Origin of the sequence: Nocardioides lianchengensis (genome assembly GCF_900101465.1) — a bacterium.
GTDB lineage: Bacteria > Actinomycetota > Actinomycetes > Propionibacteriales > Nocardioidaceae > Nocardioides > Nocardioides lianchengensis.
In genome coordinates, this window is the sequence record NZ_FMZM01000015.1 from 45,686 (window position 1) to 72,016 (window position 26,331).

Annotated in this window: 31 protein-coding genes; 16 read left to right on the top strand and 15 right to left on the bottom strand. The window is 72.5% G+C overall.

Going from position 1 to position 26,331, the window contains the following annotated elements:
* The first annotated feature begins 112 nt into the window (after positions 1–112).
* The 4 genes from BLT76_RS22440 (at position 113) to BLT76_RS22455 (ending at position 2,845) form a co-directional block, all read left to right on the top strand.
* Positions 113–1,309 carry an ROK family transcriptional regulator gene (locus tag BLT76_RS22440; protein WP_090860544.1) on the top strand — a complete coding sequence of 399 codons (1,197 nt, stop codon included), beginning with the start codon at positions 113–115 and terminating at the stop codon, positions 1,307–1,309.
* A gap of 67 nt (positions 1,310–1,376) precedes the next feature.
* Positions 1,377–2,009 (top strand): response regulator transcription factor, encoded by a 633-nt coding sequence (locus BLT76_RS22445; RefSeq protein ID WP_211753168.1) that lies wholly within the window; start codon positions 1,377–1,379, stop codon positions 2,007–2,009.
* 41 nt (positions 2,010–2,050) lie between these two features.
* Positions 2,051–2,530, top strand: coding sequence for a hypothetical protein (locus tag BLT76_RS22450; RefSeq protein WP_139175806.1), 480 nt, complete (start codon positions 2,051–2,053; stop codon positions 2,528–2,530).
* Between the two features lie 48 nt (positions 2,531–2,578).
* On the top strand, positions 2,579–2,845 hold the full coding sequence (locus BLT76_RS22455) for a hypothetical protein (RefSeq protein ID WP_090860546.1): 267 nt from the start codon (positions 2,579–2,581) through the stop codon (positions 2,843–2,845).
* On the opposite strand, the gene BLT76_RS22460 is transcribed toward BLT76_RS22455, so the two are convergent.
* Together BLT76_RS22460 and pgm are read right to left on the bottom strand one after the other, a co-directional pair.
* Entirely contained in the window at positions 2,836–3,138 is a 303-nt protein-coding gene (locus BLT76_RS22460) for a hypothetical protein (RefSeq protein ID WP_090860547.1), read from the bottom strand. The genes BLT76_RS22455 and BLT76_RS22460 overlap by 10 nt on opposite strands.
* Complete coding sequence (pgm, locus tag BLT76_RS22465) at positions 3,135–4,778, bottom strand: phosphoglucomutase (alpha-D-glucose-1,6-bisphosphate-dependent) (RefSeq protein WP_090860548.1); 1,644 nt, start codon at positions 4,776–4,778, stop codon at positions 3,135–3,137. The genes BLT76_RS22460 and pgm overlap by 4 nt, the downstream gene beginning before the upstream one ends.
* A 134-nt stretch (positions 4,779–4,912) precedes the next feature.
* On the opposite strand from pgm, the gene BLT76_RS22470 reads away from it, so the two are divergent.
* The 5 genes from BLT76_RS22470 (at position 4,913) to BLT76_RS22490 (ending at position 9,179) form a co-directional block, all read left to right on the top strand.
* Positions 4,913–5,578 carry a GntR family transcriptional regulator gene (locus BLT76_RS22470; RefSeq protein WP_170867210.1) on the top strand — a complete coding sequence of 222 codons (666 nt, stop codon included), beginning with the start codon at positions 4,913–4,915 and terminating at the stop codon, positions 5,576–5,578.
* 8 nt (positions 5,579–5,586) lie between these two features.
* Positions 5,587–6,618 (top strand): 1-aminocyclopropane-1-carboxylate deaminase, encoded by a 1,032-nt coding sequence (locus tag BLT76_RS22475; RefSeq protein WP_090860549.1) that lies wholly within the window; start codon positions 5,587–5,589, stop codon positions 6,616–6,618.
* Positions 6,619–6,694: 76 nt separating this feature from the next.
* The gene (locus BLT76_RS22480; RefSeq protein WP_090860550.1) at positions 6,695–8,326 is read left to right on the top strand and encodes a hypothetical protein; all 1,632 of its coding nucleotides are present in this window, start codon (positions 6,695–6,697) and stop codon (positions 8,324–8,326) included.
* A 4-nt stretch (positions 8,327–8,330) separates the two neighbouring features.
* Complete coding sequence (locus BLT76_RS22485; RefSeq protein ID WP_090860551.1) at positions 8,331–8,672, top strand: DUF2200 domain-containing protein; 342 nt, start codon at positions 8,331–8,333, stop codon at positions 8,670–8,672.
* A gap of 117 nt (positions 8,673–8,789) precedes the next feature.
* Positions 8,790–9,179 (top strand): DUF6578 domain-containing protein, encoded by a 390-nt coding sequence (locus BLT76_RS22490; RefSeq protein WP_306457800.1) that lies wholly within the window; start codon positions 8,790–8,792, stop codon positions 9,177–9,179.
* Positions 9,180–9,782: 603 nt separating this feature from the next.
* Here the strand turns inward: BLT76_RS22490 and lepB are convergent.
* The 3 genes from lepB to BLT76_RS22505 all read right to left on the bottom strand — a co-directional run bounded on the left by lepB (position 9,783) and on the right by BLT76_RS22505 (position 12,153).
* Positions 9,783–10,355 carry a signal peptidase I gene (gene lepB / locus BLT76_RS22495; protein ID WP_090860553.1) on the bottom strand — a complete coding sequence of 191 codons (573 nt, stop codon included), beginning with the start codon at positions 10,353–10,355 and terminating at the stop codon, positions 9,783–9,785.
* Positions 10,356–10,431: 76 nt separating this feature from the next.
* On the bottom strand, positions 10,432–11,127 hold the full coding sequence (locus BLT76_RS22500; RefSeq protein ID WP_139175808.1) for a hypothetical protein: 696 nt from the start codon (positions 11,125–11,127) through the stop codon (positions 10,432–10,434).
* 213 nt (positions 11,128–11,340) lie between these two features.
* A complete protein-coding gene (locus BLT76_RS22505; RefSeq protein ID WP_090860555.1) occupies positions 11,341–12,153 on the bottom strand; it encodes a MerR family transcriptional regulator in 813 nt (270 codons plus the stop codon).
* An 80-nt stretch (positions 12,154–12,233) separates the two neighbouring features.
* On the opposite strand from BLT76_RS22505, the gene BLT76_RS22510 reads away from it, so the two are divergent.
* Both BLT76_RS22510 and BLT76_RS22515 read left to right on the top strand, forming a co-directional pair.
* Complete coding sequence (locus BLT76_RS22510) at positions 12,234–12,590, top strand: nuclear transport factor 2 family protein (RefSeq protein ID WP_090860556.1); 357 nt, start codon at positions 12,234–12,236, stop codon at positions 12,588–12,590.
* Positions 12,591–12,723: 133 nt separating this feature from the next.
* On the top strand, positions 12,724–13,509 hold the full coding sequence (locus BLT76_RS22515; protein WP_090860557.1) for an SDR family oxidoreductase: 786 nt from the start codon (positions 12,724–12,726) through the stop codon (positions 13,507–13,509).
* Positions 13,510–13,799: 290 nt separating this feature from the next.
* Here BLT76_RS22515 and BLT76_RS22520 read toward each other — a convergent pair whose 3' ends face one another.
* Positions 13,800–14,609: an NAD(P)H-binding protein gene (locus tag BLT76_RS22520; RefSeq protein ID WP_090860558.1), complete on the bottom strand. Its 810-nt coding sequence runs from the start codon at positions 14,607–14,609 to the stop codon at positions 13,800–13,802.
* Positions 14,610–14,783: 174 nt separating this feature from the next.
* Positions 14,784–15,122, bottom strand: a complete 339-nt coding sequence (locus BLT76_RS22525; RefSeq protein WP_090860559.1) for a DUF1801 domain-containing protein — start codon at positions 15,120–15,122, stop codon at positions 14,784–14,786.
* Between the two features lie 53 nt (positions 15,123–15,175).
* Between BLT76_RS22525 and BLT76_RS22530 the strand changes: the two genes are divergently transcribed.
* Positions 15,176–15,874, top strand: coding sequence for an SDR family oxidoreductase (locus tag BLT76_RS22530; protein ID WP_090860560.1), 699 nt, complete (start codon positions 15,176–15,178; stop codon positions 15,872–15,874).
* Here BLT76_RS22530 and BLT76_RS22535 read toward each other — a convergent pair.
* The 4 genes from BLT76_RS22535 to BLT76_RS22550 all read right to left on the bottom strand — a co-directional run bounded on the left by BLT76_RS22535 (position 15,827) and on the right by BLT76_RS22550 (position 19,032).
* Complete coding sequence (locus BLT76_RS22535; protein ID WP_090860561.1) at positions 15,827–16,567, bottom strand: hypothetical protein; 741 nt, start codon at positions 16,565–16,567, stop codon at positions 15,827–15,829. The genes BLT76_RS22530 and BLT76_RS22535 overlap by 48 nt on opposite strands.
* A 100-nt stretch (positions 16,568–16,667) precedes the next feature.
* Entirely contained in the window at positions 16,668–17,600 is a 933-nt protein-coding gene (locus BLT76_RS22540; protein ID WP_090860562.1) for an oxidoreductase, read from the bottom strand.
* The gene (locus BLT76_RS22545; protein WP_090860563.1) at positions 17,597–18,403 is read right to left on the bottom strand and encodes a maleylpyruvate isomerase family mycothiol-dependent enzyme; all 807 of its coding nucleotides are present in this window, start codon (positions 18,401–18,403) and stop codon (positions 17,597–17,599) included. The genes BLT76_RS22540 and BLT76_RS22545 overlap by 4 nt, the downstream gene beginning before the upstream one ends.
* Positions 18,404–18,429: 26 nt before the next feature.
* On the bottom strand, positions 18,430–19,032 hold the full coding sequence (locus BLT76_RS22550; RefSeq protein WP_090860564.1) for a LysE/ArgO family amino acid transporter: 603 nt from the start codon (positions 19,030–19,032) through the stop codon (positions 18,430–18,432).
* A 70-nt stretch (positions 19,033–19,102) separates the two neighbouring features.
* Between BLT76_RS22550 and BLT76_RS22555 the strand changes: the two genes are divergently transcribed.
* Positions 19,103–19,978 (top strand): LysR family transcriptional regulator ArgP, encoded by an 876-nt coding sequence (locus BLT76_RS22555; protein WP_090860565.1) that lies wholly within the window; start codon positions 19,103–19,105, stop codon positions 19,976–19,978.
* A gap of 253 nt (positions 19,979–20,231) precedes the next feature.
* On the opposite strand, the gene BLT76_RS22560 is transcribed toward BLT76_RS22555, so the two are convergent.
* Positions 20,232–22,091 carry an acyl-CoA dehydrogenase gene (locus tag BLT76_RS22560; protein WP_090860566.1) on the bottom strand — a complete coding sequence of 620 codons (1,860 nt, stop codon included), beginning with the start codon at positions 22,089–22,091 and terminating at the stop codon, positions 20,232–20,234.
* 197 nt (positions 22,092–22,288) lie between these two features.
* Between BLT76_RS22560 and BLT76_RS22565 the strand changes: the two genes are divergently transcribed.
* Together BLT76_RS22565 and BLT76_RS22570 are read left to right on the top strand one after the other, a co-directional pair.
* Complete coding sequence (locus tag BLT76_RS22565; RefSeq protein ID WP_090860567.1) at positions 22,289–23,185, top strand: sulfite exporter TauE/SafE family protein; 897 nt, start codon at positions 22,289–22,291, stop codon at positions 23,183–23,185.
* 49 nt (positions 23,186–23,234) lie between these two features.
* The gene (locus tag BLT76_RS22570) at positions 23,235–23,693 is read left to right on the top strand and encodes an RrF2 family transcriptional regulator (protein WP_090860568.1); all 459 of its coding nucleotides are present in this window, start codon (positions 23,235–23,237) and stop codon (positions 23,691–23,693) included.
* Between the two features lie 12 nt (positions 23,694–23,705).
* On the opposite strand, the gene BLT76_RS22575 is transcribed toward BLT76_RS22570, so the two are convergent.
* Positions 23,706–24,623 (bottom strand): hypothetical protein, encoded by a 918-nt coding sequence (locus tag BLT76_RS22575; RefSeq protein ID WP_090860569.1) that lies wholly within the window; start codon positions 24,621–24,623, stop codon positions 23,706–23,708.
* 106 nt (positions 24,624–24,729) lie between these two features.
* Here BLT76_RS22575 and BLT76_RS22580 point away from each other — a divergent pair, with 106 nt between their 5' ends.
* Positions 24,730–25,182 carry a nuclear transport factor 2 family protein gene (locus BLT76_RS22580; protein ID WP_090860570.1) on the top strand — a complete coding sequence of 151 codons (453 nt, stop codon included), beginning with the start codon at positions 24,730–24,732 and terminating at the stop codon, positions 25,180–25,182.
* Here BLT76_RS22580 and BLT76_RS22585 read toward each other — a convergent pair.
* Both BLT76_RS22585 and BLT76_RS22590 read right to left on the bottom strand, forming a co-directional pair.
* On the bottom strand, positions 25,169–25,588 hold the full coding sequence (locus tag BLT76_RS22585; RefSeq protein WP_090860634.1) for an SRPBCC family protein: 420 nt from the start codon (positions 25,586–25,588) through the stop codon (positions 25,169–25,171). The genes BLT76_RS22580 and BLT76_RS22585 overlap by 14 nt on opposite strands.
* 10 nt (positions 25,589–25,598) lie before the next feature.
* Complete coding sequence (locus tag BLT76_RS22590) at positions 25,599–26,324, bottom strand: helix-turn-helix domain-containing protein (protein ID WP_090860571.1); 726 nt, start codon at positions 26,322–26,324, stop codon at positions 25,599–25,601.
* Between the last annotated feature and the right edge of the window lie 7 nt (positions 26,325–26,331).

Here is a 26,331-nt window from a genome sequence, read left to right on the forward strand (position 1 = left end):
AACTGGCAGAGAACTGCGAACAGGTGACGAGCGTCACGCCCGGATTAGACCACCGCCGGATCAATTCGCACCACACCCCTCCGAGACCGGATGATCTGGCACATTTCTGCCTGTGAACGGAGAAAATAGGAGTCGCGGCGCGGGCCGGCGGCAGGTCCTGGCCGCGCTCGGTGACCACGGCCCGGCGAGCCGCGTCGACCTCGGCCGCCGTACGGGGCTCTCCTCGTCGGCCATCTCCGCGGTGAGCCAGGACCTGATCGCGGAGGGCCTGGTCCGCGAGCGGCCGGCCGCGGTCGCCGAGGGGCAGGAGCGGCGGGGTCGCGGCCGGCCGGCGTACCTGCTGAGCCTGGTCCCGCCCGCCGGGATCGTCGCCGGTGTCGACATCGGCAACACCCACGTCCGGGTGGCGGTGGCGGCCGTCGGGGCCGCGGTGCTGGCCGAGCGGGCCGCCACCCTGGGGGGCGCCGACCGACCGGAGGACACGATCCGGCGCGCGGCCGAGCTGACCCGGGAGGTGGTGACCGCGGCCGGCCGGCGTCTCGACGAGCTGCGGCTCGCGGTGGTCGGCGTGCCGGTGCCGCTCGAGGAGAGCTCGGGCCGCGTGGCGGACAACAACATCCTGCCGCTGTGGGTGGGCCGACGACCCGGCGCCGAGCTCGGCGAGCTCCTGGGCGTGCAGGTGGTCGTCGACAACGACGCCAACCTGGGGGCGCTCGGCGAGCAGCGGCACGGCGTGGACGCCGCCTCGCCGCAGGGGTCGCTCGTCTACCTGAAGCTGGCCACCGGGATCGGAGCAGGCCTGGTGCTCGACGGCCGGCTCTTCCGCGGCGCGGGCGGCACCGCCGGCGAGATCGGGCACGTCCAGGTCGATCCCTCCGGGGTGCTGTGCCGCTGCGGCTCGCGCGGCTGCCTGGAGACCGTCGTCTCGCTGCCCCGGCTGCTGGGCAGCCTGGCGCCCGTCACGCGCGACGACCTGGACGCCGACGGGCTCGGCGACCTGGTCCGCGACGGGCACCCCGGCGCCGTACGGGTCGTCGCCGACGCCGGACGCCGGATCGGCGAGGTGCTGGCCAGCCTGGTGACCGTGCTCAATCCGGGCGCCCTGGTGGTCGGTGGCCACGTCGGTCCGCTCAACGCCCTGCTCGCCGAGCACGTCCGGGCCGCGGTCGAGCACGGGGCGCAGCCCGCGGCCGCGGCGCGGGTCGTGGTGCGGGCGTCGGTCCTGGACGACCGGGCCGAGGTGCTGGGGGCGCTCGCCCACGCGAGCGACGTGCTGGTCGCGGAGCAGCGGGCCCGCGTCGCGCTCTGAGTCTCACGCGTCACCTCACCCGAACGGCTAGTTGAAGCCTGACCTGCGGGTTTGGCACCATCTGAGCGTGGACGCCGCACCGGTTCGCATCGCGATCGTCAGCCCGCAGCGGGTGGTGGTCGCCGGCCTGCGCTCGATCCTGGAGGACTGCGACCACCCCAGCGAGATCGTCCCCCTCGACTCCGACGGCCCGGATCCCGACGTCGTGCTCTACGACGTCCTGGGTCTGCTCGACGGTGACGGGACCGACCTGGAGATCGTGCTCGGGAAGACCGCCTCGGCGGTGCTCGCCGTGTCGCGCGAGCTCCGGCCGGACCTGGTGGCGCAGGCGCTGAAGCGGGGGGTCGACGGGTTCTTCCCGCTCGGCGCGGCCGAGCCCGAGATCTGCGAGGCGATCCTCTCGACCCAGACCGGGTGGCAGGACGGCGACACCGGCGAGAACCCCGTGGTCGGGTCGAGCGGCTCGGCGGCGTACGCCGAGCAGGTCGGCAGCAGCCAGGGACTCACCTCGCGCGAGCGCGAGATCCTGGCCCTGATCGCCCAGGGCTACTCCAACATCGAGATCGCCGGTGAGATCCACCTCGGCATCAACACCATCAAGACCCACATCCGCGGCGCCTACCGCAAGATCAACGCCAACAACCGCTCCGAGGCCGTGGCCTGGGCGATCCGGCACGGGCTGCCGTCGCAGTTCCGGTAGGGGGAGCGGTCCTGTCGGTGCCGCCCGGCACCATGCGGGCCATGACGACGTACGCCGACGAGGAGGCGCGGCTCGCGGCCTACGCCGGGCTGGCGGACCTCGCGGAATGGTCGCCCTGGGCCACGCTGGCCGAGGCCGTCCCCGAGGCTCCCCGGCGGCCGGGCGTCTACCTCCTCCTGGAGCGGAGCACGCGGGTCGTCCGGCACGTCGGTCACGCCGGCGAGCGGGCCGGCAGCGGGTCACCGCAGGGTCTGTACGGCCGGCTGCGCGCCACGATCGCCGGCCACGACCCGGTGACCGGCTTCGCCGAGGCCGCCCTCGATCGAGCCCTGGCCGACCCCGAGTGGGTGGGGGAGCGGCTCGCTGCCGGTCCGGCGCGGGCCCGCGTCTGGGCCGCGGCCGCCGTACGCCGGCTCGAGCTCGACGTCTCCTGGTCGGCCTGCCCCGACCGGGAGGAGGCCCGCTGGCTGGAGTCCCGCGTGGTCGAGCTGATCCGGCCGCACGGCCTCTGGGCGCGGTGACACGGGACTGTCGGTGGCGGCGCCTAGGGTTCAGGGCGTGAAGCAGCGATGAGCAAGATGGACGCCCTGCGGGCGATGCGTGAGGCGCGCTACGCCGAGATGACGGCCCGGGCGTCGGCCCCGGCCGCGTCGCGGCAGACGGCGGCCCGTCCCCCGGTCGCGCCACCGGCGGCGAAGAAGACGGCGACGCCGAAGAAGGCGGCCCCGGTCGAGTCGACCGAGACCACCGAGGCGCTCTGCGGCCACCGCAACATGAGCGGCCGCACCTGCACCCGCGAGCAGGGTCACGCGGCCAAGAGTCACCGCTACTCCTGAGCGGCCTCCGGGACCCACCGCTCGGTGAACTCCTCGGGCGTCAGCTCGGCCAGCTGACGCTCGAGCTCGCTGCGGAGGATCGCGGCGTCCTCCGCGTCGCCCGCGTCGACCCGCACCAGCACCTGCCCGTCGGCGCGGCGCCGGACCACCCACTCCCCGACCGAGGGGCCGTCGAGGGCTCCGACGGTCGCGATGCTGGCGAGTGCCCATACGGCGACCTGCACCCGCCGTAGGCCGATCCGCTCGTGCGGCTCGAGGGCGAGGTCGTAGACCTCGCCGGCCAGGGCGCTCACGAGCCCAGCGCGGCGGAGACCACCGACCGCGCCTCGTCCTGCACCTCGGCGAGGTGCTCGGGCCCGCGGAACGACTCGGCGTAGATCTTGTAGACGTCCTCGGTGCCGGACGGGCGGGCGGCGAACCAGGCCGAGGCGGTCGTGACCTTCAGTCCGCCGATCTTGGCGCCGTTGCCCGGCGCCTCGGTCAGCTTGGCGGTGATCTCCTCGCCGGCCAGCGAGGTGGCCGTGACGTCGGAGGGCGAGAGCGCGGCCAGGGCGGCCTTCTCGGCCCGGGACGCGGGCGCGTCGATGCGGGCGTACGCCGGCTCCCCGTGCTGGGCGACGAGTGCGGCGTAGCGGTCCGACGGCGACGACCCAGTGACAGCGAGGATCTCGGCGGCCAGCAGGCAGAGGATCAGCCCGTCCTTGTCTGTGGTCCACGCCGACCCGTCACGACGCAGGAACGACGCGCCTGCGGACTCCTCGCCGCCGAAGCCGAACGAGCCGTCGATCAGCCCGGGCACGAACCACTTGAACCCGACGGGCACCTCCACCATCGGCTTGCCGACGGCGGCGGCGACCCGGTCGATCATCGACGACGAGACCAGGGTCTTGCCGATCTGGGCGCCGGCCGGCCAGTCGGGGCGGGCACCGCCGAAGAGGTACTCGATCGCCACCGCCAGGAAGTGGTTCGGGTTCATCAGCCCGGCGCCGGGCGTGACGATGCCGTGCCGGTCGGCGTCGGCGTCGTTACCGGTGGCGATGTCGTACGACGCCTTCTGCGCGATGAGCGAGGCCATCGCGTTCGGCGACGAGCAGTCCATCCGGATCTTGCCGTCCCAGTCGAGCGTCATGAACCGCCAGGTCGGGTCGACCAGCGGGTTGACGACGGTCAGGTCGATGCCGTGCCGGTCGGCGATCTCGCCCCAGTAGTGCACCGACGCGCCGCCCATCGGGTCGGCGCCGATCCGCACCCCGGCCGCCTTGACCGCGGCCAGGTCGACCACGGCCGGCAGGTCGTCGACGTAGGTCCCCAAGAAGTCGTACGACGCCGCCGCGGCCCGCGCCCGCGTGAACGGCACCCGTCGTACCTCGGCGAGTCCACCCACGATCAGCTCGTTGGCCCGCTGCGCGATCACCGACGTCGCGTCGCTGTCGGCGGGTCCGCCGTGCGGCGGGTTGTACTTGAAGCCGCCGTCGGTCGGCGGGTTGTGCGAGGGGGTGACCACGATGCCGTCGGCGAGGCCGGAGCCGGAGGTCCGGCCGGCGTTGGCCCGCAGGATCGCGTGCGAGACCGCGGGCGTGGGCGTGTAGCCGTCGCGGGAGTCGACCAGCACCGTGACGTCGTTGGCGACCAGCACCTCGATCGCCGAGGCCCAGGCCGGCTCGGACAGGGCGTGGGTGTCGCGGCCGAGGAAGAGCGGGCCGTCGGTGCCCTGGGAGCGGCGGTAGTCGCAGATCGCCTGGGTGGTGGCCAGGATGTGCGCCTCGTTGAACGACGTCTTCAGCGACGTGCCGCGGTGCCCGCTGGTGCCGAAGGCGACCTGCTGGTCGACGTCCTCGGGATCGGGCACGCCCGTGTAGTACGCCGTGACGAGGTGGGGCACGTCGACGAGGTCGGCGGGCTCGGCGGGCTGTCCTGCGCGGGGGTCGGCCATGGCGACATCATGCCGGGCCGGGGAAGGGGTGGCCTCGACCGAAAGGCGACGACCGTCGATGGGCCGGCTGCCGAAGTCGGGGGGAAATGGCAGAGGCCATTGACCGACGGTCGCCGCAGTGTGCAATATATTGCATGCCCATCCCGGTGAACGAATCGTCGATCGAGCGTTCACTGCTGCGCGACGACGTCTTCCACCGGCTCCGCGACGCCATCGTCGACGGGTCCTTCGAGCCGGGCGAGCAGCTCCGCGACCTCGAGCTCGCCCAGTGGCTGGGCGTCAGCCGGACGCCCGTCCGCGAGGCCCTGCTCCGTCTCGCCGAGGTGGGCCTGGTCGTCGCCCGGCCGGGTCGCTCCACGGTCGTCGGCGACCTCGACGTGGCAGGCGTCCGCGACGCCCGCGAGGTGGTCGCGGGCATGCACGCCGTCGCCGTCCGGCAGGCCGTCGGCCGGCTGAGCGAGGCCGACCTCGACGAGATGCGCGCGGCCAACGCCCGCTTCGCGGCGGCGATCCGGGCCGGCGACCTGGAGGCCGCCCACCGGGCCGACCAGGAGCTGCACGGCGTCCCCCTCCGGGTCGCCGGCAACCGGGCGATCGCCGCGGTCCTGGAGCAGTACACCCCGGTCCTGCGGCGTGCCGAGAACCTCCGCTACGCCACCCGGGCGGGGCTGCGCTCGATCGAGGTCCACGACGCCCTCATCGAGCGCTGCGCCGCCGGCGACGCCCTGCAGGCCTCCGTCGTCACCTACGACACCTGGCACACCCTGACCGACGAACCCCGCTCCCGACCCGAAGGCTGATGCGACCCATGGCTCTCTCCGACTTCCCCCGCCACTCCCTGACCTTCGGGCCCAGCCCCGTGCACCCGCTCGACCGGCTCAGCACCCACCTCACTCCCGCCGGCGGTGGCCCGCGGATCTGGGCCAAGCGCGAGGACGTCAGCTCGGGCCTGGCCTACGGCGGCAACAAGGTGCGCAAGCTCGAGTACCTCGTCCCCGACGCGCTCGCGTCCGGCGCCGACACCCTGGTCTCGATCGGCGGCTACCAGTCCAACCACACCCGCCAGGTGGCCGCGGTCGCCGCCCATCTCGGGATGAAGGCCGTGCTCGTCCAGGAGAACTGGGTCGACTGGCCCGACGCCGTCAACGACCGGGTCGGCAACATCCTCCTGAGCCGGATCATGGGCGCCGAGGTGCGGCTCGACCCGGCCGGGTTCGGCATCGGCTTCAAGGACTCCTGGAAGCAGGCTCTCGCCGACGTCGAGGCCCGGGGCGGGACGCCGTACGCGATCCCGGCCGGGGCGTCCGACCACCGCCTCGGCGGCCTGGGCTTCGCCAACTGGGCCCACGAGGTCGCCCAGCAGGAGCAGGAGCTCGGCGTCTTCTTCGACACCGTCGTGGTCTGCTCGGTCACCGGCTCCACGCACGCCGGCATGATCGCCGGGTTCGCCGACCTCGAGGCGGCCGGCGGCCGGCCGCGCCGGGTGATCGGCATCGACGCCAGCGCCAAGCTGGAGGAGACCCGCGACCAGGTGGAGCGGATCGCCCGTCGTACGGCGGAGCTGATCGGCGTCGGGCGCGAGCTGCGCGACGACGAGATCACCGTGCTCGAGGGCTGGGCCGGCGACCTGTACGGCGTCCCCGTCGACTCGACGCTCGACGCGATCCGGCTGGTCGGCAGCCTGGAGGGCGTCATCCTCGACACGGTCTACGAGGGCAAGTCGATGGCCGGCCTGATCGACCTGGTGCGCGCCGGCGAGATCGGCTCCGGCTCGAACGTCCTCTACGCCCACCTCGGCGGGCAGCCGGCCCTCAACGCCTACAGCGCGCTGTTCCGCTGAGCCCGAGGTCCACGCCCGGGCGGCCCGTCGGTGGGAGGATGCCCGGCATGTCGCCGCGCCCGCCGTACGAGCCGCGTTGAGGTACCCGCGCACGCTCGCCCTGGTCGCGACGGCGGTGCTCTACCTGCTGCTCGGGCCGGTCGTGGTGCTCGTGGTGGCGCTCGCCCTGGCCGTCCCGCGCAGTCGGCGTCGGCTGCTGCCGTGGCTGCGCCCGACCCGCCGGGTGGTCGCCGCCTGGGCCGGGGCGGTGGCGCTGGTGGTGGCGGTGCCAGTGCTGGCGCCGGACGGCTGGTTCCCCATCCCGCCCGGCGGCGGGTCGCTGCTGACCCCGTCGTACGTCGGTCGCGCGGTGAGCGAGCGCCCGATCAGCATGACCCTGCCGCAGCATCCCGGCCTGGCCCCGAACGGCCGCAGCTCGATGCACAACGACGCCTGGGCCTCCGACGCGTACGCCGGCCCCGGCCCGACCGGTGACTCGCCGGAGGTCGACACCGCCTGGTACGGCCTCGAGGAGTGCGCCACGCTCGCCTTCGACGAGCACGAGCGGCTGGTCGCGCTGTGCGGCAACCGCACGGGGCCGGTGCTGCACGTCCTCGACCCCGACACCATGCGCCCGTTGGTCACCAAGGACCTGCCCGACCGTCGCGGCGGCTCGGGCAAGCGCCCGTGGGAGGACCTGTGCGGCGGGTCGTACTTCTACCTCGACGCCGAGGACCGCGCGGTGCTCGCGACCACCGATCGCCGGGTGCTGGTGGTGGCCACCGACGACGGCGCCGGCGACCCGGATCTGACCGTCGACGAGAGCTACGACCTCTCCGGCGTGGTCCCCGACGATGACTGCCTGATCGCGCTGATGCCCGACTGGGAGGGGCGGATCTGGTGGGTCACCGCCGACGGCCTGGTCGGCACCATCACCGACACCGGCGCGTCCGAGGAGCCCGTCGTCCGGACGCTCGACCTCGACGAGGAGGTGGCCAACTCGCTCGCCACCGGCGAGGACGGCGGGGTGTACGTCGTGACCGTCGAGGCGCTCTACAAGCTGGTCGCCGACGACCGCAAGCAGCTGCCGGTGGTGCGGTGGCGGACGCCGTACGACCGGGGGGACGAGCAGAAGCCCGGCCAGTTGAGCCGGGGCAGCGGCACCACCCCGACCCTGCTCCCCGACGGCCTGGTCGCCATCACCGACAACGCCGACGAGCGGATGCACGTCATCTTCCTGCGCACCGACGACGGCCAGGAGGTGTGCCGCGCGGCGGTCTTCGGGAAGGACGCGAGCGCCACCGACAACTCGCTGGTCTCGGTCGGCGACGGCGGCGTCGTGGTCGAGAACAACCACGGCTACCACGGCCCGTGGAGCACCCTGCTCGGCTTCGCCACCCAGCCCGGCTTCGCCCGGGTCGACGTCGCGCGGAAGGAGTGCCGCGTCGCCTGGACCTCCGAGGCGACCGGGCCCACCTCGGTCGCCAAGGTCTCGCTGCGGACCGGGCTGGTCTACGCCTACACCAAGCGACCGAGCCGCTGGGGCGTGAGCGCGTGGTACCTCACCGCCCTCGACGCCCGCACCGGCCGCACCGCCTTCGCCGTCCGCACCGGCCTCGGGTCGATGTTCAACAACCACTACGCCGCGGTCACGCTCGCGCCCGACGGATCGGCGTACGTCGCCACGCTCGCCGGGCTGGTGCGGGTGCGCGACCGGGTCGGAGAATGAGCGCGTGCACCGGATCTTCACGACGAGCGTCGCCTCGGTCTACCCGCACTACGTGACGAAGGTGGAGCGGAAGGGCCGCACGCAGGCCGAGCTCGACGAGGTGATCGGCTGGCTCACCGGCTTCGACGAGGCCGAGCTGCGCCGGCACCTCGACGAGGGCACGACGTTCCAGGACTTCTTCGCCGCCGCCGACCTGAACCCCGGCGTCACCCTGATCACCGGATCGGTCTGCGGCGTGAAGGTCCAGGAGGTCGAGGACCCACTGATGCGGCAGATCCGCTACCTCGACAAGCTGGTCGACGAGCTCGCCAAGGGCCGGCCGATGGTCAAGGTGCTGCGGGGCTAGGGGTTCTGCTTCAGGCCCTTGTTCACCCGGCGCCGCGCAACTCGCGGCAGAACCGGATGACTGCGGACCGCGAACCTGTCGATGTGAGGTCGCCTGATCTGCGAGGTTTGCCTCGTGATGGCTACGGTGTGGGTGTCGGTGTGGCAGATGGAATGCTGTGGTGCCCCCTTCTCCGTGGGTGACCGGGTCGTCTGGACCGTGAATCGAGCGATCGACGACGGCTGGTTGTCTGCCGCTCTCGGCCCTGAGATGGCCTCCCGAATCAGTCACTCCGAGGAACACCATGACGACGTACAGGACGATCTGCCTGAGGTCTCTGGTCGGGTATTGACCATCACCCGCGCATGGGGCGTTTTCGGTCCGCAGCGTCCGGGCGACCAGGTGCACGTACCAGTCCCGGGTTCGCATCGTTTCCTCGAGGTCAGCGAGTCCGGCGGGTTCGAGAGGCACGCCTTCTCAAATCTCACCTTCAACGGCTGGATCGTGGAACTCGACCGAGACGACTGACCCGCGCCATGGCCTCAGCGAGCGCGATGCGGCACATCCGGGCGCGTTGCCACGCGACCGGTCGTCGGTCACTTGAGGAGAGACCCCCTTGGCGATGTCTCCATCACCCAAGTCCGCGAGGTCGAGGCAGTGGAGGCCCACGAACCACGCTTCGTTCGTCACCGGCGCAGAGTTCACGGTGCGCAGCGTTTCTCCACGCGCTTGGGTCCAGCCGTCGGCACGACGGATCTGAGCGGTTCCCGGCGCTCCGATGCGTCAAGACGAGTCGCGGTCAGGCGAGTGTCCGCCTGCTCCCCAACACGGCGGCGATAGTCAAGAACCAACCCAGCAGTCCGACGGTGACGTAAGGCAACGCGTCGCTGACGCCGGACCAATAGGTCTCAGGCACGAACACCACAGCGCCGAAGAGGATCCCGAACGCGTCGAAGAGGCCCCATGCTGCAAACATGGAACCGGTCAGAGCGACTGCAATCAGAGCTGACCTCAGAGTCGCCGACCGACTCGGTCTTGCTGCACGCATGATGGTCTCCTGCCGGAAGACTCTCGCTGGAGAGTGCTCCGCGGTTGTGCCCCGCGCTCGCTCATCGGCGGTGAAGGCGAGCCCTAATCCTCCACGACAGCACGAACGAGTTCGATCGGCACGTAGGCCCGATCAGGGTCGCAGCCCTCGTCAGTCGCGGTACAAAGGTGGAGGGTGGAATCGGCGGACGCGTTCCGGTTGTCACCCATCACGAAGAGTCCGTCGTCCGAGACCGGCCCAGAGCTCCAAGCGCAGTTGCCGGTCATCGGCCCGGCGCAGTCGATCGCAGACATCTCGATGTAGCCCGATTCGTCCAGCGGCTCGCCGTTGACCGACAGGCGGCCAACTTCGTCGCAGCACACGATCGTGTCGCCTGGGAGGCCGATGACCCGCTTGACGAGGAGACCGTCGTCGCTGTCGGGTCCCAGCCATCCTCCCGGATCCTGGAACACGATGACGTCGCCCCGACGCGGCGCGTAGTCGTCGACCACGACTGCCTCGAAGTGCTCATCCGCCTGGATGAGGGGCTCCATTGACCGCGCAGGCATGAGGTACGACTTCGTCTCCGGTCCGCGGCCCAGTACGACGATCGCAACCACGGTGGTCAACGCGAGCACACCACCAAGCACTGCCAAGAGACTCAGCTTTCTTCGCACGCCTCATCATGCAGGGAGTGGCGAGTGTTGCACCCGCCTCTCGGCAGAATTGCGCACTCGCCGCATGAGTAGTCGTTCATTCGCGCGCCGAGGAAGGCCAGGCCGGCAGGTACGCGTCCGGATGAAGCACTGCGACGTTGTCAGCTGATGGGAACAGCCTGCCGGCGCGGGAGTCGCCCAGGACCACCTCGACGCGGCCCTGCTCGCCGCGGAACGTGATGTGTGGGCACCACATACTCCCGCGCTCCTCGTCCCACGGGAGGTAGTGCAGGTCGACCCCCGCGATGCGGCTTCCGATCAGCGCGCTCCAGCTGGCAGCACGCTCGCCGAGCGGCCAGATGGCCACGTCAGCATCTCGTCGGACACCGCTTCCAAGCATCGGGATGGGCTGCAGGCCGATGCCTTCGTGGTCCCTCGGGGGGTCCCAGGTGAGTGAGAACGTGGCACCGGACTCGGTGATCATCTCGAACCCGTAGTCGACAGCGTCGAACCCGTCGTAGAGCCATGGTGGGTCGTCCCACTCCGATTCGGCGTCGATGGTGCGCGGTCCGCCGTCGATCAGGTCGGGGTGCAGCTCATCGCGGCGGTAGTCGAGAGTGAAGTAGCGAATCTCCCGCAGGCGCTCTCCGACCAACTTGTCGGCGTCGAGGCGTCGGGCATCAGCCTCGGCACCCGAAGCAGCCCACGACCACGTGCGTGCATCACCCCGAGCCTCCATCACGGCATCCTTGCCGATCCCTCGCTTGGACGCTTCCGGTTTCGTCTCTGCCATGGAACAGCTCATCGCCTAGACCGCGCACTCGGCGGCAGAACCGGACGTTCGTCAGCGCGCAAGTTCTTGGAGGCGGGTCGAGCACTCGCCGCAGTCCCGCTCCCTGGTGCCCCGGAACGGATTTCGAACGATCGTGACCGCATCCTCGGGCAGGTACGTCCGCTCATCGGCATGAGCGCGCGTCCGGGGCGCGGCAGATCGGGTGAGCCGCCCTCAACGCGGCGTACCAGAGGCCACACGGAACACCGGCCAGCCGATCTCGGTGCGCCACGCGGCGCTGTCGTCGGTGTCCCGCGGACCGACGAGGTACCGCTCCCGCACGGGTCCCGCCACGGTCAGGGCGTTGGCGACGACCCAGGAGCCGAGCTGGCCGTAGGTCACGTCGGCGCCGTCGTGCTCGCCGTGGTGGGTGGTGACGGCGAGCTCGACGGCGGGCAGGCGGACCGGGCGGACGCGTCCGCGCTGGGGCGGCTCGGGGGAGGGTCGATAGAGCAGGAGGCGTCCGTGTCCGTGCTCGAAGAGGCTGTTGTCGTAGAGGCCGCCGGGTGGTCCAGCGTCGGTCGGCGGGCCGAGCGCTGCATCGAGCTCGGCCATCGCTCCGGCGAACCAGGTGCCGACGTCGTCAGCGCCGACCTCGTCCTCGACGGCGGCGACGGTCACCTCGGGTTCCGCGCGCAGCTCGACCTGCAGCGGCGCCGGCTCCGGCGCCAGCAACCGCCGCAACGAGCTGACCGCCACGCGGGTGCGCGCCAGCTCCGCCTCCAGACGCACGAGGTGCTCGGCGACCAGTGCTGCTCGCTGCTCGGGGTCGGCGGCACCCAGGATCCGTCGTACGTCGACGAGGGGGACGTCGAGCTCGCGCAGCCGGTGGATCACCTGCGCCGCGGGGATCTGGTCGGGCGAGTAGTAGCGGTAGCCGCTGGACGCATCCACCAGTTCGGGCTCGAGCAGACCTCCCTCGTGGTAGCGCCGCAGCGTGCGGATGCTGAGGTGCGTCAAGCGCGAGAACTCACCGATCGCCAACATGGGGTGAAGTCTGGACTCTCCCCCGGGGGGAGACACCAGTCCTTGACCCTCGCGCGGCCCGAGTGCCCAGGCTCGGACACATGGACACCAACACCCACCCCAACACCCCCCAGCTGCCCACCACGATCCGCACCTACCTGGACGCCCAGGAGTCGCGCGACGCCGACGCCGCTCTGGCCGTGCTGAGCCCCGGAGCCGTCATCTCCGACGTCGGAGAGTCCTTCAGCGGCGAGGACGACCTGCGTCGTTTCGTCACCGAGGCGGGGGCGGAGTTCACCGTCACCACCGAGGTCACCGGCGTACACCGCGACGGCGAGACCTGGGTGGTCGGCCACCACCTCGAGGGCGACTTCCCGGGCGGGACCGTGGACCTGGACTACCGGTTCGAGCTCGCCGGCGAGCGCATCGAGCGCGTCGACATCGTCGTCGCGCCGTGACCGCCGAGGAACCCGACGTCGCGCCGCAGCCACCGCCGCCGTTCGACCCGGAGCGCGCCCCCGGTGGTCGAGGTGCTTCGTCCCCGCCTGACACCCGTTCCGCACCGACATCACGCACGACGAGGAGGCACCCATGACGCACGAGAATCGCGACCGCCTCGACGGCCGCCGAGCACTGGTCACCGGAGGCTCGAAGGGCGCCGGCCGGGCCGTGGTCGAGCGGCTCCGCGAGATGGGCGCCGACGTCTGGACGTCCGCCCGGACCATGCCCACCGGGTACGACCGCCCCGACCGATTCATCGAGGCGGACACATCGACAGCCGGGGGCGCGGAGACCGTCGCCGCCCGCGTCGGCGAGGACGGAGCTCTGGACATCCTGGTCCACGTGGTCGGCGGCTCCTCGACACCGCCCGGCGGGTACGCCGTGATCACCGACGAGCAGTGGCTGGTCGAGCTGAACCTGAACCTCCTCGGGGCGGTGCGGCTCGACCGAGCGCTCCTCCCCGCGATGGTCGAGTCCGGGTCGGCGGTCGTCCTGCACGTCGGATCGATCCAGCGCGAGATGCCCCTCTACGAGGCGTCGCTGCCCTACGCGTCGGCGAAGGCCGCGCTGCGGACCTACAGCAAGGGTCTCGCGAACGAGCTGGCGCCCCGCGGCGTGCGGGTGAACACCATCAGCCCGGGAGGGATCCAGACGGAGGCCTACGAGAGCTTCGTGGACACCATCGCGAACGGTAGTGCCATGACGCGCGACGAGGCCCGGCAGAGCATCTTCGACGCCCTCGGCGGGGTTCCGTTGGGGAGGTTCGCCAGCACCGAGGAGATCGCCGACCTGGTCGGCTTCCTGGTCTCCGATCGTGCTTCGGCCATCGTGGGTGCCGAGTACGTGATCGACGGAGGGACCGTCCCGACCGTCTGAGGGTGGCACCCTCCCCACCTCACTGATCAGACCCGGTCGGACCCTTCCGGGACCAGCTCAGCACGAGAGTCGACACGGCTACGACCACCGCCACGACCACCGCCACGACCGCGGCCGCGGCGAAGGTGAGCCAGGCTGTGCGGGAGTGTCGGCGAGGCGACGCGTCCGGGGTGCCCGTGCCGTAAGTGGGGGCGGCTCGGGCGTCGCCGCTGGAGGTCCGCACTGCTCTGTCTCCGCTGATCGACGGACCGCATGCCCGCCCTCGTCAGCAGAGTCACGAAGACATGCGGTCAGAGCCCCTCGGAAGCGAAACCCTCGAGGGACCGGGCCCGTCGTCCAGTCACCTGCTCGACGGTGTCGGTGACCTCGGTGAAGCTGCCCCGACGTACCCGCTCGAAGGTCAGCACCGTCAGCTCGCGCTCGAAGCCCTGCAGCCCCTCGACCGCCTCGTCGATCGTGGTCTCCCGGTGGACCACCTCACGCCCGACGGCGTGCGAGAGCAGCTCGGCGGTGCGGGGGAGCGAGAGCGACTCGGGGCCGGTCAGCTCCAGGACCCGGCCGACGAGGTCGTCGTCGAGCAGCGCCCGCTCGGCGACGGCGGCGATGTCGCGGGCGTCGATCCAGGCCAGCTCGGCCCCGCCGCTCGGGAACGTGAGACTGCCCGCGCGGATCTCGTCGAGGTAGAACCGCGGGTCGGAGAACACCTGCAGGAACCAGCCGGGCCGCAGGATGGTCCAGTCGTGGCCGCTGCTGCGGACCACCTCCTCCGAGCGCACCGACCAGGCGATCTCGTCCGCGTTGCGCTCCGACAGCAGGACCACGCGGGTCCCCGGCGCCAGGTCGGCCAGCAGTCGGCCGATCAGCTCGGGCGCGTCCTCACGGTCCGGGCGTACGACGTACACCGCGTCGACGTCGGTCGTCGCCGCCGGCCAGCCGGCCGGGTCGTCCCACGAGAACGCGACCGGGGTGACGCCGTCGATCGTCACCGTGGTCGGGTCGCTGCTGCCGCCCCACACCTCGACCTCCGGTCGGGCGGCCAGCAGCTCGGCCAGTGGTACGCCGGTCTTGCCGCGGACGCCGGTCACCAGCACGCGGGTCATGTCTCCTCCAGGGGGCTCGGGGGCGGGTCGCTCCCAGCCAAGCAGGCGGGTCCCAGCGCGGGGCCGGCGTCCTACTTCCCCTGATCACCGGGAAAGTAGGACGTTCCCGGCCATCGCGTTGCCCGGGAACGTCCTACTTCCCCTGATCACCGGGTAACTAGGACTCCCCCCGGCTCAGCCCCGGTTCCGCGCCACGGCCGCGTGCACGAGCGCGGTGAACGCCGCCTCGTCGAGGGCGTCACCCTCGAACAGGTCGATCGCGCGGCGGGTGCCGGCGTCCAGGCTGGCGTTGAAGAGACCGGTCGGGTCGTCGAGCGACGCGCCCTGGGCGAAGGTCAGCTTGACCTTGTCCTTGTAGGTCTCGGCGGTGCAGATCAGGCCGTCGAGGGAGAAGGTCGGGACGCCGTCGGGGTTGGACGCCTTGCGCCACTTGGCCTCCTCGACCGTGGCCGGCTCGGCCGCCAGGATCAGGGTCCGCACCTGCTCGATCGCGTCGCTGCGCCAGTCGCTCATGCGGCGGACCCTACTCGCGTCGGCGGCTGGGGTGGATCCCCCAGAATGGGCGGATGACGAGCAGGATCGCGATCGTCGGTGGCCACGGGAAGACGGGGCGCGCGGTGGCGGCCGCGCTGGCCCGTCGCGACGTCGTCCCGGTGCCGCTCGGGAGGGCGGAATGGCCCGTCCTGGCCGACCACCTGGCCGTCTGCGCGGCGGCGTACGTCATCGCGCCCAACCTGCACCCCGACGAGCCGTCGTACGTCGCCGAGGCGCTCGCGGCGGTCGAGCAGGCGGACGTCGGGCGGGTGGCCTATCACTCGGTGGCGTCGCCGTACGTCCCCGCGATGCCGCACCATCTCGGCAAGGCCGTCTCCGAGGACCTGGTCCGGCGCTCGCGGCCGACCTGGACGATCCTCCAGCCCGGCGCCTACCTGCAGAACCTCGACCTCACCGCCGACCTCGAGATCCCGTACGACGTCGACGCGGTCTTCGGGTTCGCCGACCTGGCCGAGGTGGGGGAGGCCGCCGCGGTGGTGCTGACCGAGGACGGGCACGCGGGCGCGACGTACGAGCTGGCGACGCGGGTGGCGACGCCGGCGCAGCTCGCCGCCGAGGCCGGGTACGTCGCCCGCCGCGTCGAGCCGGGTGACGTGCACCCGTGGCTGCGGGCGATGTTCGCCTACTACGACGAGCACGGCCTGCCGGTCGGCACCGGACCCCTAGGGCTGCTCCTCGGTCGAGTCGGTCGAGTCGGAGGCCCGGCCTGATGCCTCGCCCCGCCGCTGCTCGCGCAGCTCGTCCTGCTTGCGCCGGCGCCGGATCTCGCCCCGCGCGATGACGACGGCCAGCACGATCGGCCAGACGTACTTGACCTTGTCGAGCAGCCATTCCACCCAGCCGGGCACGCTCACGTCGGGGAGGTCGGGCCAGGGGATCGACGGCAGGTCGGGCGTGGGGATCGATGGCAGGTCGGGGGTCGGGACGGACGGCAGGTTCCAGTCCGGCCAGGGGATCGAGACCGCGACGCGCGCCGCCAGCACCGCGAGCAGGATCGGCAGCACGACCTTCGCGACCCCGCCGACGGTGGCGATCAGCGCGTAGCGCGTGGGGTGCGCGCGGACCCGGTCCTCGTACGCCGCCGCCGGCGATCCCGGCTCGGGCACCAGGTCGACGCCGCCGACGCCGGCCAGCGACTTCAGGTCGCCGTCCTGGCCGGGGTCGAAGTACGTCGCCCGCCGCGGCTTCCCCATCCCGGAGAACCACACCCCGATCGAGCCGAGATCCGTGCGCTCCTCGTCGTCGGCCTTGACCCGGATCTTGTCCTCGGTGGACTTCTGCGTGCCGACGAGCTCACCGTCGACGTACCACTCGATCCGGCGGTTCACGCTGCCGTGCACCTCGACCAGGTGCGCGTGGCCGTCGACGACCAGCTCCCAGATCTGTCGCGGGTCGTCGGCCATGATCCCGACGCTAGGACCCGGACCGGGCCGCGCACATCGTTCGCGCGTCGCGCCGAACCCCGACTTTGGTCAGGGGTGCCCAGGCCCACCTGTCCACAGCTCAGGGGTAGCGGATCCCGGTGACGTCCTGGCTCAGCTCCCAGAGCCGGCGCTGGGCGACCTCGTCGTACGAGCGCCGGCTGCTGGTGACGACCTGCGGGACGCCGGCCATCTCGCCGAGCCCGGCGGGACCGCAGTACGTCGCACCCGGCAGGTCGGCCGTCGCGGCCATCAAGGTCGGCCAGGCGCCCGCGGCCGCGGACTGCGAGACGGCCCGGATGGCGGCGTCCAGGATCGAGGCCCGACCGCCGCGGGCCCGGCCGTACTGACCGTTCGCCGCCAGGTGCGTGCCGGCGAAGCCGGGGTGCGCGGCCAGCGCGCGGACCGGCAGCGACGCGTGCCGCAGGCGCCGGTCGAGCTCGTAGGTGAAGAGCAGGTTGGCCAGCTTGGTCTGCCCGTACGCCGGCCACTTCGAGTAGCGGCCCTCGACCCGCGGGTCGCCCAGTGGGGCGGAGCGCGCGTAGCGGTGGAACTGCGAGGACACCGTCACCACCGTCCCGGCGCCGCTCGCCAGCAGCTGCGGCAGCAGCAGCCCGGTGAGCAGGAACGGGCCGAAGTGGTTGGTCGCCAGCTGCAGCTCCAGGCCGTCCTCGGTCCGGGAGTACGGCGTCCCCATCACGCCCGCGTTGTTGACGAGCACGTCGATCGGGCCCAGCGCGCTCGCGGCGTCCGCGGCCCGTCGTACCGACTCCAGGGAGGCGAGGTCGACCTGCAGCCGCTCCAGCGCGGCGTCCGGCACCTCGGCCCGGATCGCGGCGTCGGTCTCCTCGACCTTGCTCGGGGTCCGACCGCTGAGCACCACGCGGGCGCCGCGGCGGGCCAGCTCCAGCGCGGTGTGGTGGCCGAGGCCGCCGACGCTGGTGCCGGTCACCACGACGGTGCGGCCGGTCTGGTCGGGGACGTCGGCCAGCGACCAGGCGGCATCGGACGTCACGGCATCGTCGCCAGCGCGTCGACGACCCGCTGACCCAGCTCGGCGTCGCCCTCGATCTCGACCGGCGCCGCTCGCCGGCCGCCCGCCAGGCAGATGAAGCTCTCCCGGTCCATCCGCAGCGTCGCGTCCGCGCCGTGCCGTACGACGGGCAGCGGCTCCCCGCGGCCGGTCCGCGTGACCGTCCAGGCGACCGGCTCGTGGCCCTCGATCTCCAGCACCACGACCGTCTCCGGCGCCGCGCCGACCTTCTTCACCAGCACGTAGCCGAGGCCCTCGGCGAGGTAGTCGGCCGTGTGCCGCGCGGCCGCCGAGTCGAGCCCGCCGGGCCGGCCGACCGCGCGCCGTACGTCCTGCTCGTGCATCCACACGTCGAGCGGCCGGTTGCGCAGCAGCGTCTCCCAGGTCCACGGCACGCCGCCGAAGATGACCGGCGGCCGGCCGAGCGGGTCGGTCGGCGGGTCGGCGCGCAGGGCGGCGTACCGCGCGTCGGCGGCGGTCCGGATCTCCGCGACGATCTCCGCCCCGGACCGGTCGCGCCGGTTGACCACCCCGATCTCGGTGTAGAGACCCATCAGCCCCGTGACGTGCGGCGGCTCGCCGACGTCGGCGGTCTCCTCGGGGGCGCCGGCCAGCCGGCTCTCGAGGTGGGCGGTGTGAGACGCGACCGCCCGGACGTCCCAGCCGGGCAGGTCGGTCGGCCGCGACCAATCCTCCTCGGGCAGGTCCTCCAGCAGGGCGACGAGGTCGTCGACCGCCTGCTTCCAGACCTCGACGTACGTCTCGAGCCGCTGCTGGTCGTCCATGCCCGCGACCCTAACGGCTGCTTGGTTCAGCCCAGCGCGAGTGAGACCGCGATGGCCAGCATGGTCACCCCGATCAGCACGTCCAGCACCTGCCAGGCCCGCGGTCGGGCGAGCAGCGGGGAGAGCAGTCGGGCGCCGAAGCCCAGCCCGGAGAACCACAGCAGGCTCGCCGCGCCGGCGCCGGCCGCGAACCCCCACCGCCCGTCGGAGCCGTGCGTGTTGGCGATCGAGCCGAGCAGCAGCACGGTGTCGAGGTAGACGTGCGGGTTGAGCCAGGTCAGGGCCGTGGCCCGCCCGACCGCCGAGCGCAGCGACGTACGACGGCCGCCGCCGGCCGTCAGCCCGGCCGCCTTCCGGGCCCCGAGCAGCGTGCGGACGCCGTACCAGGTGAGGAAGGCGACGCCGAGCCAGCGCACCACCTCCACCACCGCGGGCGCGCGCTCCACGACCGTGCCGATCCCGGCCACGCCGGCCACGATCAGCAGCAGGTCGGAGACCGCGCAGATCGCCACGACCGGGACGACGTGCTCGCGCGCGAGGCCCTGGCGCAGCACGAACGCGTTCTGGGCGCCGATGGCCACGATGAGGGAGAGGCCGGTCGCGAGGCCGGCGGCGGTGGAGTCGAGCACGGGGCGACGCTACGGTCGGATCGCCGGTGAAGGCCAGCGAAAGAATCTGCAGGACCATTAGCATCGCTTCATGCGTCCGCACCCCGACCAGCTCGCGGCCCTGGTCGCGATCGCCGACACCGGCACCTTCGACGCCGCGGCCCGCCGGCTGCACGTGACGCCCAGCGCCGTGAGCCAGCGGATCCGGGCGCTCGAGTCCGCGGCCGGGCGGGTGCTGGTCCGGCGCGGCACGCCCTGCCGACCGACCGGGGCCGGCGAGACCCTGCTGCGGCTGGCCCGCCAGACCGAGCTCCTGTACGACGAGGCGCGCGACGCGCTCGGGGAGGGCGGGCACCGCGTCGAGCTGCCGCTGGCGGTCAGCGCCGACTCGCTGGCCACCTGGTTCCGCGACGTCGTCGGCGAGGTCGCCGCCTGGGACGACAGCGTGCTGCGGCTGCACGTCGAGGACCAGGCCTGGTCGGCCGACCTGCTCCGCGGCGGCGACGTGCTGGCCGCGGTGACCAGCGACCCGGTCGCCGTCCAGGGCTGCGTCGTCGAGCGGCTCGGGTCGCTGCGCTACCGGCCCGCGGCCACCCCGGCCTTCGCGGAGCGCTGGCGCCGCGGTCGCAGCCACGACTGGGCCGCGATGCCGGTCGTCGTCTTCAACGAGAAGGACCGGCTCCAGCACGACGTGCTGGCGTCGTACGGCGTCGACGCCGCGGCGGTCGTGCACCGGGTCCCGACGAGTGCCGACTTCCACGAGGCGGTCCGCCTCGGGCTCGGCTGGGGGATGCTCCCCGAGCCGCAGCTGCTGCCGGACGTCGCGGCGGGCCGGCTCGTGACGCTGGGCGGTCGCGCGCGGCTCGACGTACCCCTGCACTGGCAGCGGTGGCGCCTCGACTCGCCTGCGCTGACCCGCCTCACCGACGCCGTACGACGGGCCGCCCGCGCGCACCTGCGCGCGTGAGCCGGTCCGGCCGCGGCGGATCCGGCCCGGCGGTGAGCTGTCCACCGAACGCCGATCGAGATCGGTGGCTGGTCCACCGCCGCCCGGGCGAGTCCGCGCGGCACGCCGGGTCCGCGGTGAGTGGCCCACCGTTCCGGCCCGGAGAACGGTGGATAGCTCACCGCCACCCCGGACCGCCCGCCGCCCGCCGCCCGCAAACGTACGACGCCCCCCGCCCGGACCGGGCGAGGGGCGTCGCGAGGACGAGCCAGCGTCAGAAGGCGCTCTCGTCGAGGTCCATCAGCGACAGGTCGGTCGCCTCGGCGATGGCCCGCTCGGCGGTGAGCCGCGGCAGGTTGGTCTGCGCGAAGAACTGCGCGGCCGCGACCTTGCCCTCGTAGAACGACTTGTCCTTGCCCGGGTCGCCCCCGAGCTTGGCCAGCGCGACCTCGGCCTGGCGCAGCAGCAGCCAGGCGCAGACGACGTCGCCGAGCACCATCAGCAGGCGGCTGGTGTTGAGGCCGACCTTGTAGATGTTGCGGATCTCGCCCTGGGCCGACATCAGCTCGTTGATGAGGTGGCCGACGATCGCGTTGGCGTCGTCGAGCGCGGTCGCGAGCAGCTGCCGCTCGCTCTTGAGCCGGCCGTTGCCCGCCTCGGAGTCGATGAAGGCCTGGATCTCACCCGCGAGGTGGCCCAGCGCGGCGCCCTGGTCCTTGACGATCTTGCGGAAGAAGAAGTCCTGGCCCTGGATCGCCGTGGTGCCCTCGTAGAGGGTGTCGATCTTGGCGTCGCGGACGTACTGCTCCAGCGGGTACTCCTGCAGGAAGCCGGAGCCGCCGAAGGTCTGCAGCGACTCGGTGCCGAGCAGCACCCACGAGCGCTCCGAGCCGTAGCCCTTGACGATCGGGAGCAGCAGGTCGTTGACGGCCGCCGCCAGGGTGTCGGTCTCGCCGGCGTGCTCGGCGAGCATCACCTTGTCCTGCCAGGTGGCGGTGTAGAGCACCAGCGCCCGCATGGCCTCGGAGAACGACTTCTGCGTCATCAGCGACCGACGTACGTCGGGGTGGTGGGTGATCGTGACCCGCGGCGCGGTCTTGTCGCCCGACTGGGTCAGGTCGGCGCCCTGGACGCGGGTCTTGGCGTAGTCGAGCGCGTTGAGGTAGCCGGTCGACAGCGTGGCGATGGCCTTGGTGCCGACCATCATCCGGGCGTTCTCGATCACCTGGAACATCTGCGCGATGCCGTTGTGCACCTCGCCGAGCAGCCAGCCCTGGGCGGGCTCGCCGCCGCCGACGGAGGAGTCACCGAAGGTGAGCTCGCAGGTGTTGGACACCTTGATGCCCATCTTGTGCTCGACATTCGTGACGTAGACGCCGTTGCGCTCGCCGGTCAGCTCGCCGGTCTCGTGGTCGAAGTGGTACTTCGGGACCAGGAACAGCGACAGACCCTTGGTGCCGGGGCCGCCGACGCCCTCGACGCCCACCGGGCGGGCGAGGACGAGGTGCATGATGTTCTCGGTCACGTCGGACTCGGCCGAGGTGATGAAGCGCTTGACGCCCTCGATGTTCCAGGAGCCGTCGGGGTTGGCGGTGGCCTTGGCCCGCCCGGCGCCGACGTCGGAGCCCGCGTCGGGCTCGGTCAGCACCATCGAGGTGTTCCACTCGCGGTCGACGATGTGCTGGGCGATGCGCTTGTCGCGCTCGTTGCCGTTGCGGTGCACGACGCCCGCGAAGGCCGGACCGGCGGCGTACATCCACACCGGGGCGTTCGCGCCGAGCACCAGCTCCGCGGTCGCCCAGACCAGGCTGGACGGGGCGGGGGTGCCGCCGAGGTCCTCGTTGATCTGCAGGCGCCAGTACTCGGCGTCCATCCAGGCGCGGTAGCTCTTCTTGAAGCTCTCGGGGAGCGGGGCGGTGTTGGTCGCCGGGTCGAAGACCGGCGGGTTCCGGTCGCTGTCGACGTACGACGCCGCGAGGTCCTCGCGGGCGATCCGGTCGACCTCGGCCAGCACCTCGCGGGCGGTGTCGGCGTCGACCTCGGCGAAGGGGCCGGTGCCGAGGACCTCGTCGCGACCGAGCACCTCGAAGAGGTTGAACTCGATGTCGCGCAGGTTGCTCTTGTAGTGGCTCACTGGTGCACACCTTTTCGTGATCGAACGTGTCGAGGAAGGAGCCAGCAGGGCGTACTACTGACCGGTAACTTAATGGTAGGTCGGCTCTCCCCGCCGTGCAACACCAGGTGTCCCCGAACCGCATGAACGCTCGCTGGACGGGTAACTGCATCGAATCGATCGACTAACTCGTCCCCGACCCCCTGGTGGCACCTGCGATGCGCAAGCTCCTCGTCCTCGGCTTCGTCGGCCTCCTCGCCCAGCTCGTCGACGGCTCGCTCGGCATGGCGTACGGCGTCACGTCGTCCACGCTGCTCCTGGCGGCCGGCGTCGGTCCGGCCGCGGCCTCGGCCGCCGTCCACCTCTCCGAGATCGGCACCTCGCTGGTCTCGGGCTTCTCCCACCACAAGCTCGGCAACGTCGACTGGCGCACGGTGGGCGTGCTCGCCGTCCCCGGCTTCGTCGGCGCCTTCGCCGGGGCGACCTTCCTGGCCAGCCTCGACGGCGAGGCGGCGGCGCCGTGGGTGGCCGGCATCCTGCTCGCGCTCGGTGGCTACGTGATCTGGCGCTTCCTCGTCCTCGGCGGTCGCCGCCCGACCTTCAAGGCGCGGCCCGGCGTGCGGATGCTGGTGCCGGTGGGGGTCGTGGGCGGCGCGCTCGACGCCGTGGGCGGCGGGGGCTGGGGCCCGGTCGGCACGACCACGCTGCTGTCGTCGGGACGTCTGGAGCCGCGCAAGGTCGTCGGCTCGATCGACACCTCGGAGTTCGTGGTCGCGGTGGGTGGCTCGCTGGGCTTCCTCTTCGCCCTCGGCTCGCAGGGCATCGAGTGGTCGTACGCCGCCGCGCTGCTGGTCGGTGGGGTGATCGCGGCGCCGATCGCCGCCTGGCTGGTCCGCCACCTTCCCGCCCGGGTCCTCGGCGTGGCGGCCGGGAGCCTGATCGTGCTCACCAACGCCACCACGATCACCGGCGCGGTCGGGGGGAGCGGTGCCGTCGTCACCGGGGTCGGGCTGGTCGCTGGCGGGCTCGGGGTCGCGGGGGTCGGCTGGGCGGTCGCCCAGGAGCGCCGGGCCCGGGCCGCGGGCGTCGCCGAGCCCGAGCTGGTGGACGCCTGACCGGGGCGTCGTCGAGTGTCTGGATCGACATTTCTGACACACTGGACCCATGCGAGTTTCCGCGAAGTCCGACTATGCGCTCCGCGCGCTGATCGAGATGGCGTCGCGGGCAGACGGTCGCGCGGTCAGCGCCGAGGAGCTCGGACGGCTCCAGGAGATCCCCCACGGGTTCCTCCAGGCGATCCTCGCCGACCTGCGTCGCGCCGGGATCGTGATGTCCCAGCGCGGCCAGTCCGGAGGCTGGCGGATGGGACGGGCCGCCGAGAGCGTCTCCGTCGCCGACGTCATCCGCGCGGTCGACGGCCCGCTCGTGTCGGTCTACGGCCTGCGTCCCGAGGCGGTGTCCTACAACGAGGCCGCCGACGTGCTCCAGCACGTCTGGATCGCGGCCCGGCGATCGCTGCGCGACGTCTTCGAGCAGGTCTCGATCCAGCAGCTCTCCGACGGCAAGCTCCCGAAGGCGGTCACGACGCGGACCGCCGACGAGGACGCCTGGCAGCCCCACTGAGTGGGAGGGCCGTCAGGCCCCTGTCGCGTCGGCCAGTCGGCGCTTGAGCTTCTTGCGCTTGCGCTGCAGCTTCTCGGCGCGCGCCTGCAGCTCGGCGTGCTGCCCGCGCAGGCGGGCCAGCTCGGCGACGGTCTCCGCGAGCGCCTCGCTGACCAGGTCCAGCCGGGCCTGCACGGGTCCGTCGTCGCCGGCGGGGTCCGTCGTGCGCGGGGCCAGGCCGCCGAGATCGCCGCGGACGTCGTACCCGCCCTCGGCGACGGCCTTGGCCCAGTCCTCGGCCGCCTCGCGGAGCTCCTCGACCGGGGTCAGCGACCCCGCCGAGCCGGCCAGCAGGCGCAGGTTCGCCAGGTCCAGGCCGGCCCCGTCGCCCTCGAGGAGGTCGTCGGGGACGGGGAGCAGGGCGGCGTCGAAGCCGACGACCTGCCCGAGCGCGGCCCAGGTCCCGGCCGGTGCCGCGGGGTCGGTCACCAGCACGTGCACGTGGTCGGGGGTGCGCACGTGCGCGGCCCAGCGGCCGAGGACGGCGGCCAGGTCGTAGTCGTCCGGGAAGAGCGATAGACGGGGGTCGGCCGGTCCGGCCGCCACCACGACGTGCACGTCGAAGCCGGGCAGGCGGTCGACCAGCAGGGCGATCTCGGCCCCGCTCGCGGCCGCGAGCAGGTCGTGTCCGACGACGACGTCGCCCTTGCCCTGGTAGGCGCGCCGACAGATCTCGGCCCAGGCGCCCTCGACGTCGCGCCGGCGCAGGCCCCAGGCCTGGTGGTCGCGGCGGATCTCGACCGCGGCCCGGAACATCTCGTCCGCCGACCGGGCCGGCTGCCCGAGGCCGGCGGCCTCCAGGCTCGGCGCGTGGGCGCGCAGGGCCGCGGGGAGGAAGGTCCCGCCGCCGTGCGGCAGGCCGACGATCAGGTACGCCGCTCGCTTGCTCATGCCTCGGACGGTCGCAGAGGCGGGAGGCCGCCCGTTGAACCTGGCGTGGCCCGCGAGTGAAACCAGGGCTAGAACACGTTCCAGTTTCGGGTCTACGCTGCCCCACATGATCACGTCGGACGCCATCACCTGGACCGCCCCGAACGACCTGCACCCGGCCCGCACCGCCTCGCAGCGGTCGTACTCCGCCGTGGCCAAGGGCGACCTCGCCGAGTGGCTGACCGTCTATGCCGAGGATGCCGTGCTCGAAGACCCGGTCGGGCCGTCGATGTTCGACCCCGAGGGCAAGGGCCACCACGGCCACGAGGGCATCTCCGCGTTCTGGAAGCTGGCCATCGAGCCGATCGCGACGTTCGAGTTCGAGATCTACGAGTCGTTCGCCAACCCCGGCAGCAACACCTGCGCCAACATCGGCCGGATCCGCACGTCGTTCCCCGACGGCAGCCACACCACGACCGAGCTGATCATGGTCTACGTCGTGCACGAGGACGGCCGGGTGGCCTCGATGAAGGCCTACTGGGAGCCGGACCGGACGATGGCGAGCTTCACCCCGGCGTGACGGCGGCCTCCTCCAGGATGCTCCGCAGCCGTCCCAGGTCGGCGGCGACCGTGCGGACGTCGTTCTCGAACTCGTCGTCGCTCAGCTCGATCTGACGGACGGTGAAGACGACCTCCGCGCCCTCGGGGTGCGCGAGGACCCGGACCGGGTTGGTCACCGTCGTCCCGCTCGGGAGGGTGACGTCGTGGTCGAGGACCCCGAGGTCGTTGGCCGGGACGAACCGGACCGTCACCCGGCCCATCGGCGAGTCGACCAGCAGGGTGTCGCCCTCGCGGGTGACCTCGGCCTGCGCGAGGCCGGCCGCCCAGGCGGGCAGGTGGTCGGGGTCGGCGGCGTACGCGTAGACCTCGGCGGGTGCGCACCGGATGACGGTGCTGACGTGCCGGCTGGCGGTCGGGGTGCTCATGGCCTCCACGCTAGGACGCCTCGCCTCGCCGGTCTTCCAGGAATCGGACGGGCGTCGAGCCGGTGAGGGCGCGGACCTCGTCGGAGAGGTGGGACTGGCTGGCGTAGCCGGCGGCCACCGCCGTTTCCCCGAGGGAGGTCGTCGGGCCCGTGATCCGGGCGAACCGCTGCAGCCGGGCCACCCGGGCGAAGGTCTTCGGGCCGTAGCCGACGGCCTCGTCGAAGCGTCGCTGGAGCTGACGGCTGCTGAGGCCCACGCGCCCGGCGACCTCGCGCACCCGGAGCCGGGGGTCGGCCTCCAGGAGTCGGACGGCGCTCGCGACGACGCGGTCGTCGCCGGTCCGGGGCAGGGCGGCGACCGCGGCCGCCAGGGCGGCCCGTCGTACGGCGAGGTCCGCGGCGCCGGCGCGCTCGGCCAGCCGGTCGGCCAGCACCTCCCAGGTCCGGCCGAGATCGCGGAGCGGCAGCTGCTGGTCGCGCACCGCGGAGGCCGGGACGCCCAGCACCGACCGCGCCGCGCCGGGACCGATCCGCACGCCGACGATCTCCACGGCGTCGGCGAGCGTCGCGTGTCGGGGCCCGGTGTCCGGTCCGGCGACCTCCAGGTCGCCGTCGGAGAACCAGACCAGGTCGACGCACCCGTCCGGGACGATCAGCGGGGCCGCGGGCTCCGCGACGACCCGGTCCCAGGTGCACGTCGTGCCCGGGCCGGCGGTCGTCGGGTGCTCGCGGTACATCGCGGAC

Bases quoted from the DNA above. Each gene is read 5' to 3' on its own strand.
- BLT76_RS22530 (WP_090860560.1), top strand. From the start codon at position 15,176: ATGACGAGCAGGATCGCGATCGTCGGTGGCCACGGGAAGACGGGGCGC.
- BLT76_RS22515 (WP_090860557.1), top strand. From the start codon at position 12,724: ATGACGCACGAGAATCGCGACCGCCTCGACGGCCGCCGAGCACTGGTC.
- BLT76_RS22545 (WP_090860563.1), bottom strand. From the start codon at position 18,403: ATGGACGACCAGCAGCGGCTCGAGACGTACGTCGAGGTCTGGAAGCAG.
- BLT76_RS22475 (WP_090860549.1), top strand. From the start codon at position 5,587: ATGGCTCTCTCCGACTTCCCCCGCCACTCCCTGACCTTCGGGCCCAGC.
- BLT76_RS22500 (WP_139175808.1), bottom strand. From the start codon at position 11,127: ATGGCAGAGACGAAACCGGAAGCGTCCAAGCGAGGGATCGGCAAGGAT.
- BLT76_RS22555 (WP_090860565.1), top strand. From the start codon at position 19,103: ATGCGTCCGCACCCCGACCAGCTCGCGGCCCTGGTCGCGATCGCCGAC.
- BLT76_RS22590 (WP_090860571.1), bottom strand. From the start codon at position 26,324: ATGTACCGCGAGCACCCGACGACCGCCGGCCCGGGCACGACGTGCACC.
- BLT76_RS22585 (WP_090860634.1), bottom strand. From the start codon at position 25,588: ATGAGCACCCCGACCGCCAGCCGGCACGTCAGCACCGTCATCCGGTGC.
- BLT76_RS22510 (WP_090860556.1), top strand. From the start codon at position 12,234: ATGGACACCAACACCCACCCCAACACCCCCCAGCTGCCCACCACGATC.
- BLT76_RS22570 (WP_090860568.1), top strand. From the start codon at position 23,235: ATGCGAGTTTCCGCGAAGTCCGACTATGCGCTCCGCGCGCTGATCGAG.
- BLT76_RS22525 (WP_090860559.1), bottom strand. From the start codon at position 15,122: ATGAGCGACTGGCGCAGCGACGCGATCGAGCAGGTGCGGACCCTGATC.
- BLT76_RS22450 (WP_139175806.1), top strand. From the start codon at position 2,051: ATGACGACGTACGCCGACGAGGAGGCGCGGCTCGCGGCCTACGCCGGG.
- BLT76_RS22505 (WP_090860555.1), bottom strand. From the start codon at position 12,153: ATGTTGGCGATCGGTGAGTTCTCGCGCTTGACGCACCTCAGCATCCGC.
- BLT76_RS22490 (WP_306457800.1), top strand. From the start codon at position 8,790: ATGGCTACGGTGTGGGTGTCGGTGTGGCAGATGGAATGCTGTGGTGCC.
- BLT76_RS22455 (WP_090860546.1), top strand. From the start codon at position 2,579: ATGAGCAAGATGGACGCCCTGCGGGCGATGCGTGAGGCGCGCTACGCC.
- BLT76_RS22520 (WP_090860558.1), bottom strand. From the start codon at position 14,609: ATGACCCGCGTGCTGGTGACCGGCGTCCGCGGCAAGACCGGCGTACCA.
- BLT76_RS22565 (WP_090860567.1), top strand. From the start codon at position 22,289: ATGCGCAAGCTCCTCGTCCTCGGCTTCGTCGGCCTCCTCGCCCAGCTC.
- BLT76_RS22535 (WP_090860561.1), bottom strand. From the start codon at position 16,567: ATGGCCGACGACCCGCGACAGATCTGGGAGCTGGTCGTCGACGGCCAC.
- BLT76_RS22575 (WP_090860569.1), bottom strand. From the start codon at position 24,623: ATGAGCAAGCGAGCGGCGTACCTGATCGTCGGCCTGCCGCACGGCGGC.
- BLT76_RS22470 (WP_170867210.1), top strand. From the start codon at position 4,913: ATGCCCATCCCGGTGAACGAATCGTCGATCGAGCGTTCACTGCTGCGC.
- pgm (WP_090860548.1), bottom strand. From the start codon at position 4,778: ATGGCCGACCCCCGCGCAGGACAGCCCGCCGAGCCCGCCGACCTCGTC.
- BLT76_RS22580 (WP_090860570.1), top strand. From the start codon at position 24,730: ATGATCACGTCGGACGCCATCACCTGGACCGCCCCGAACGACCTGCAC.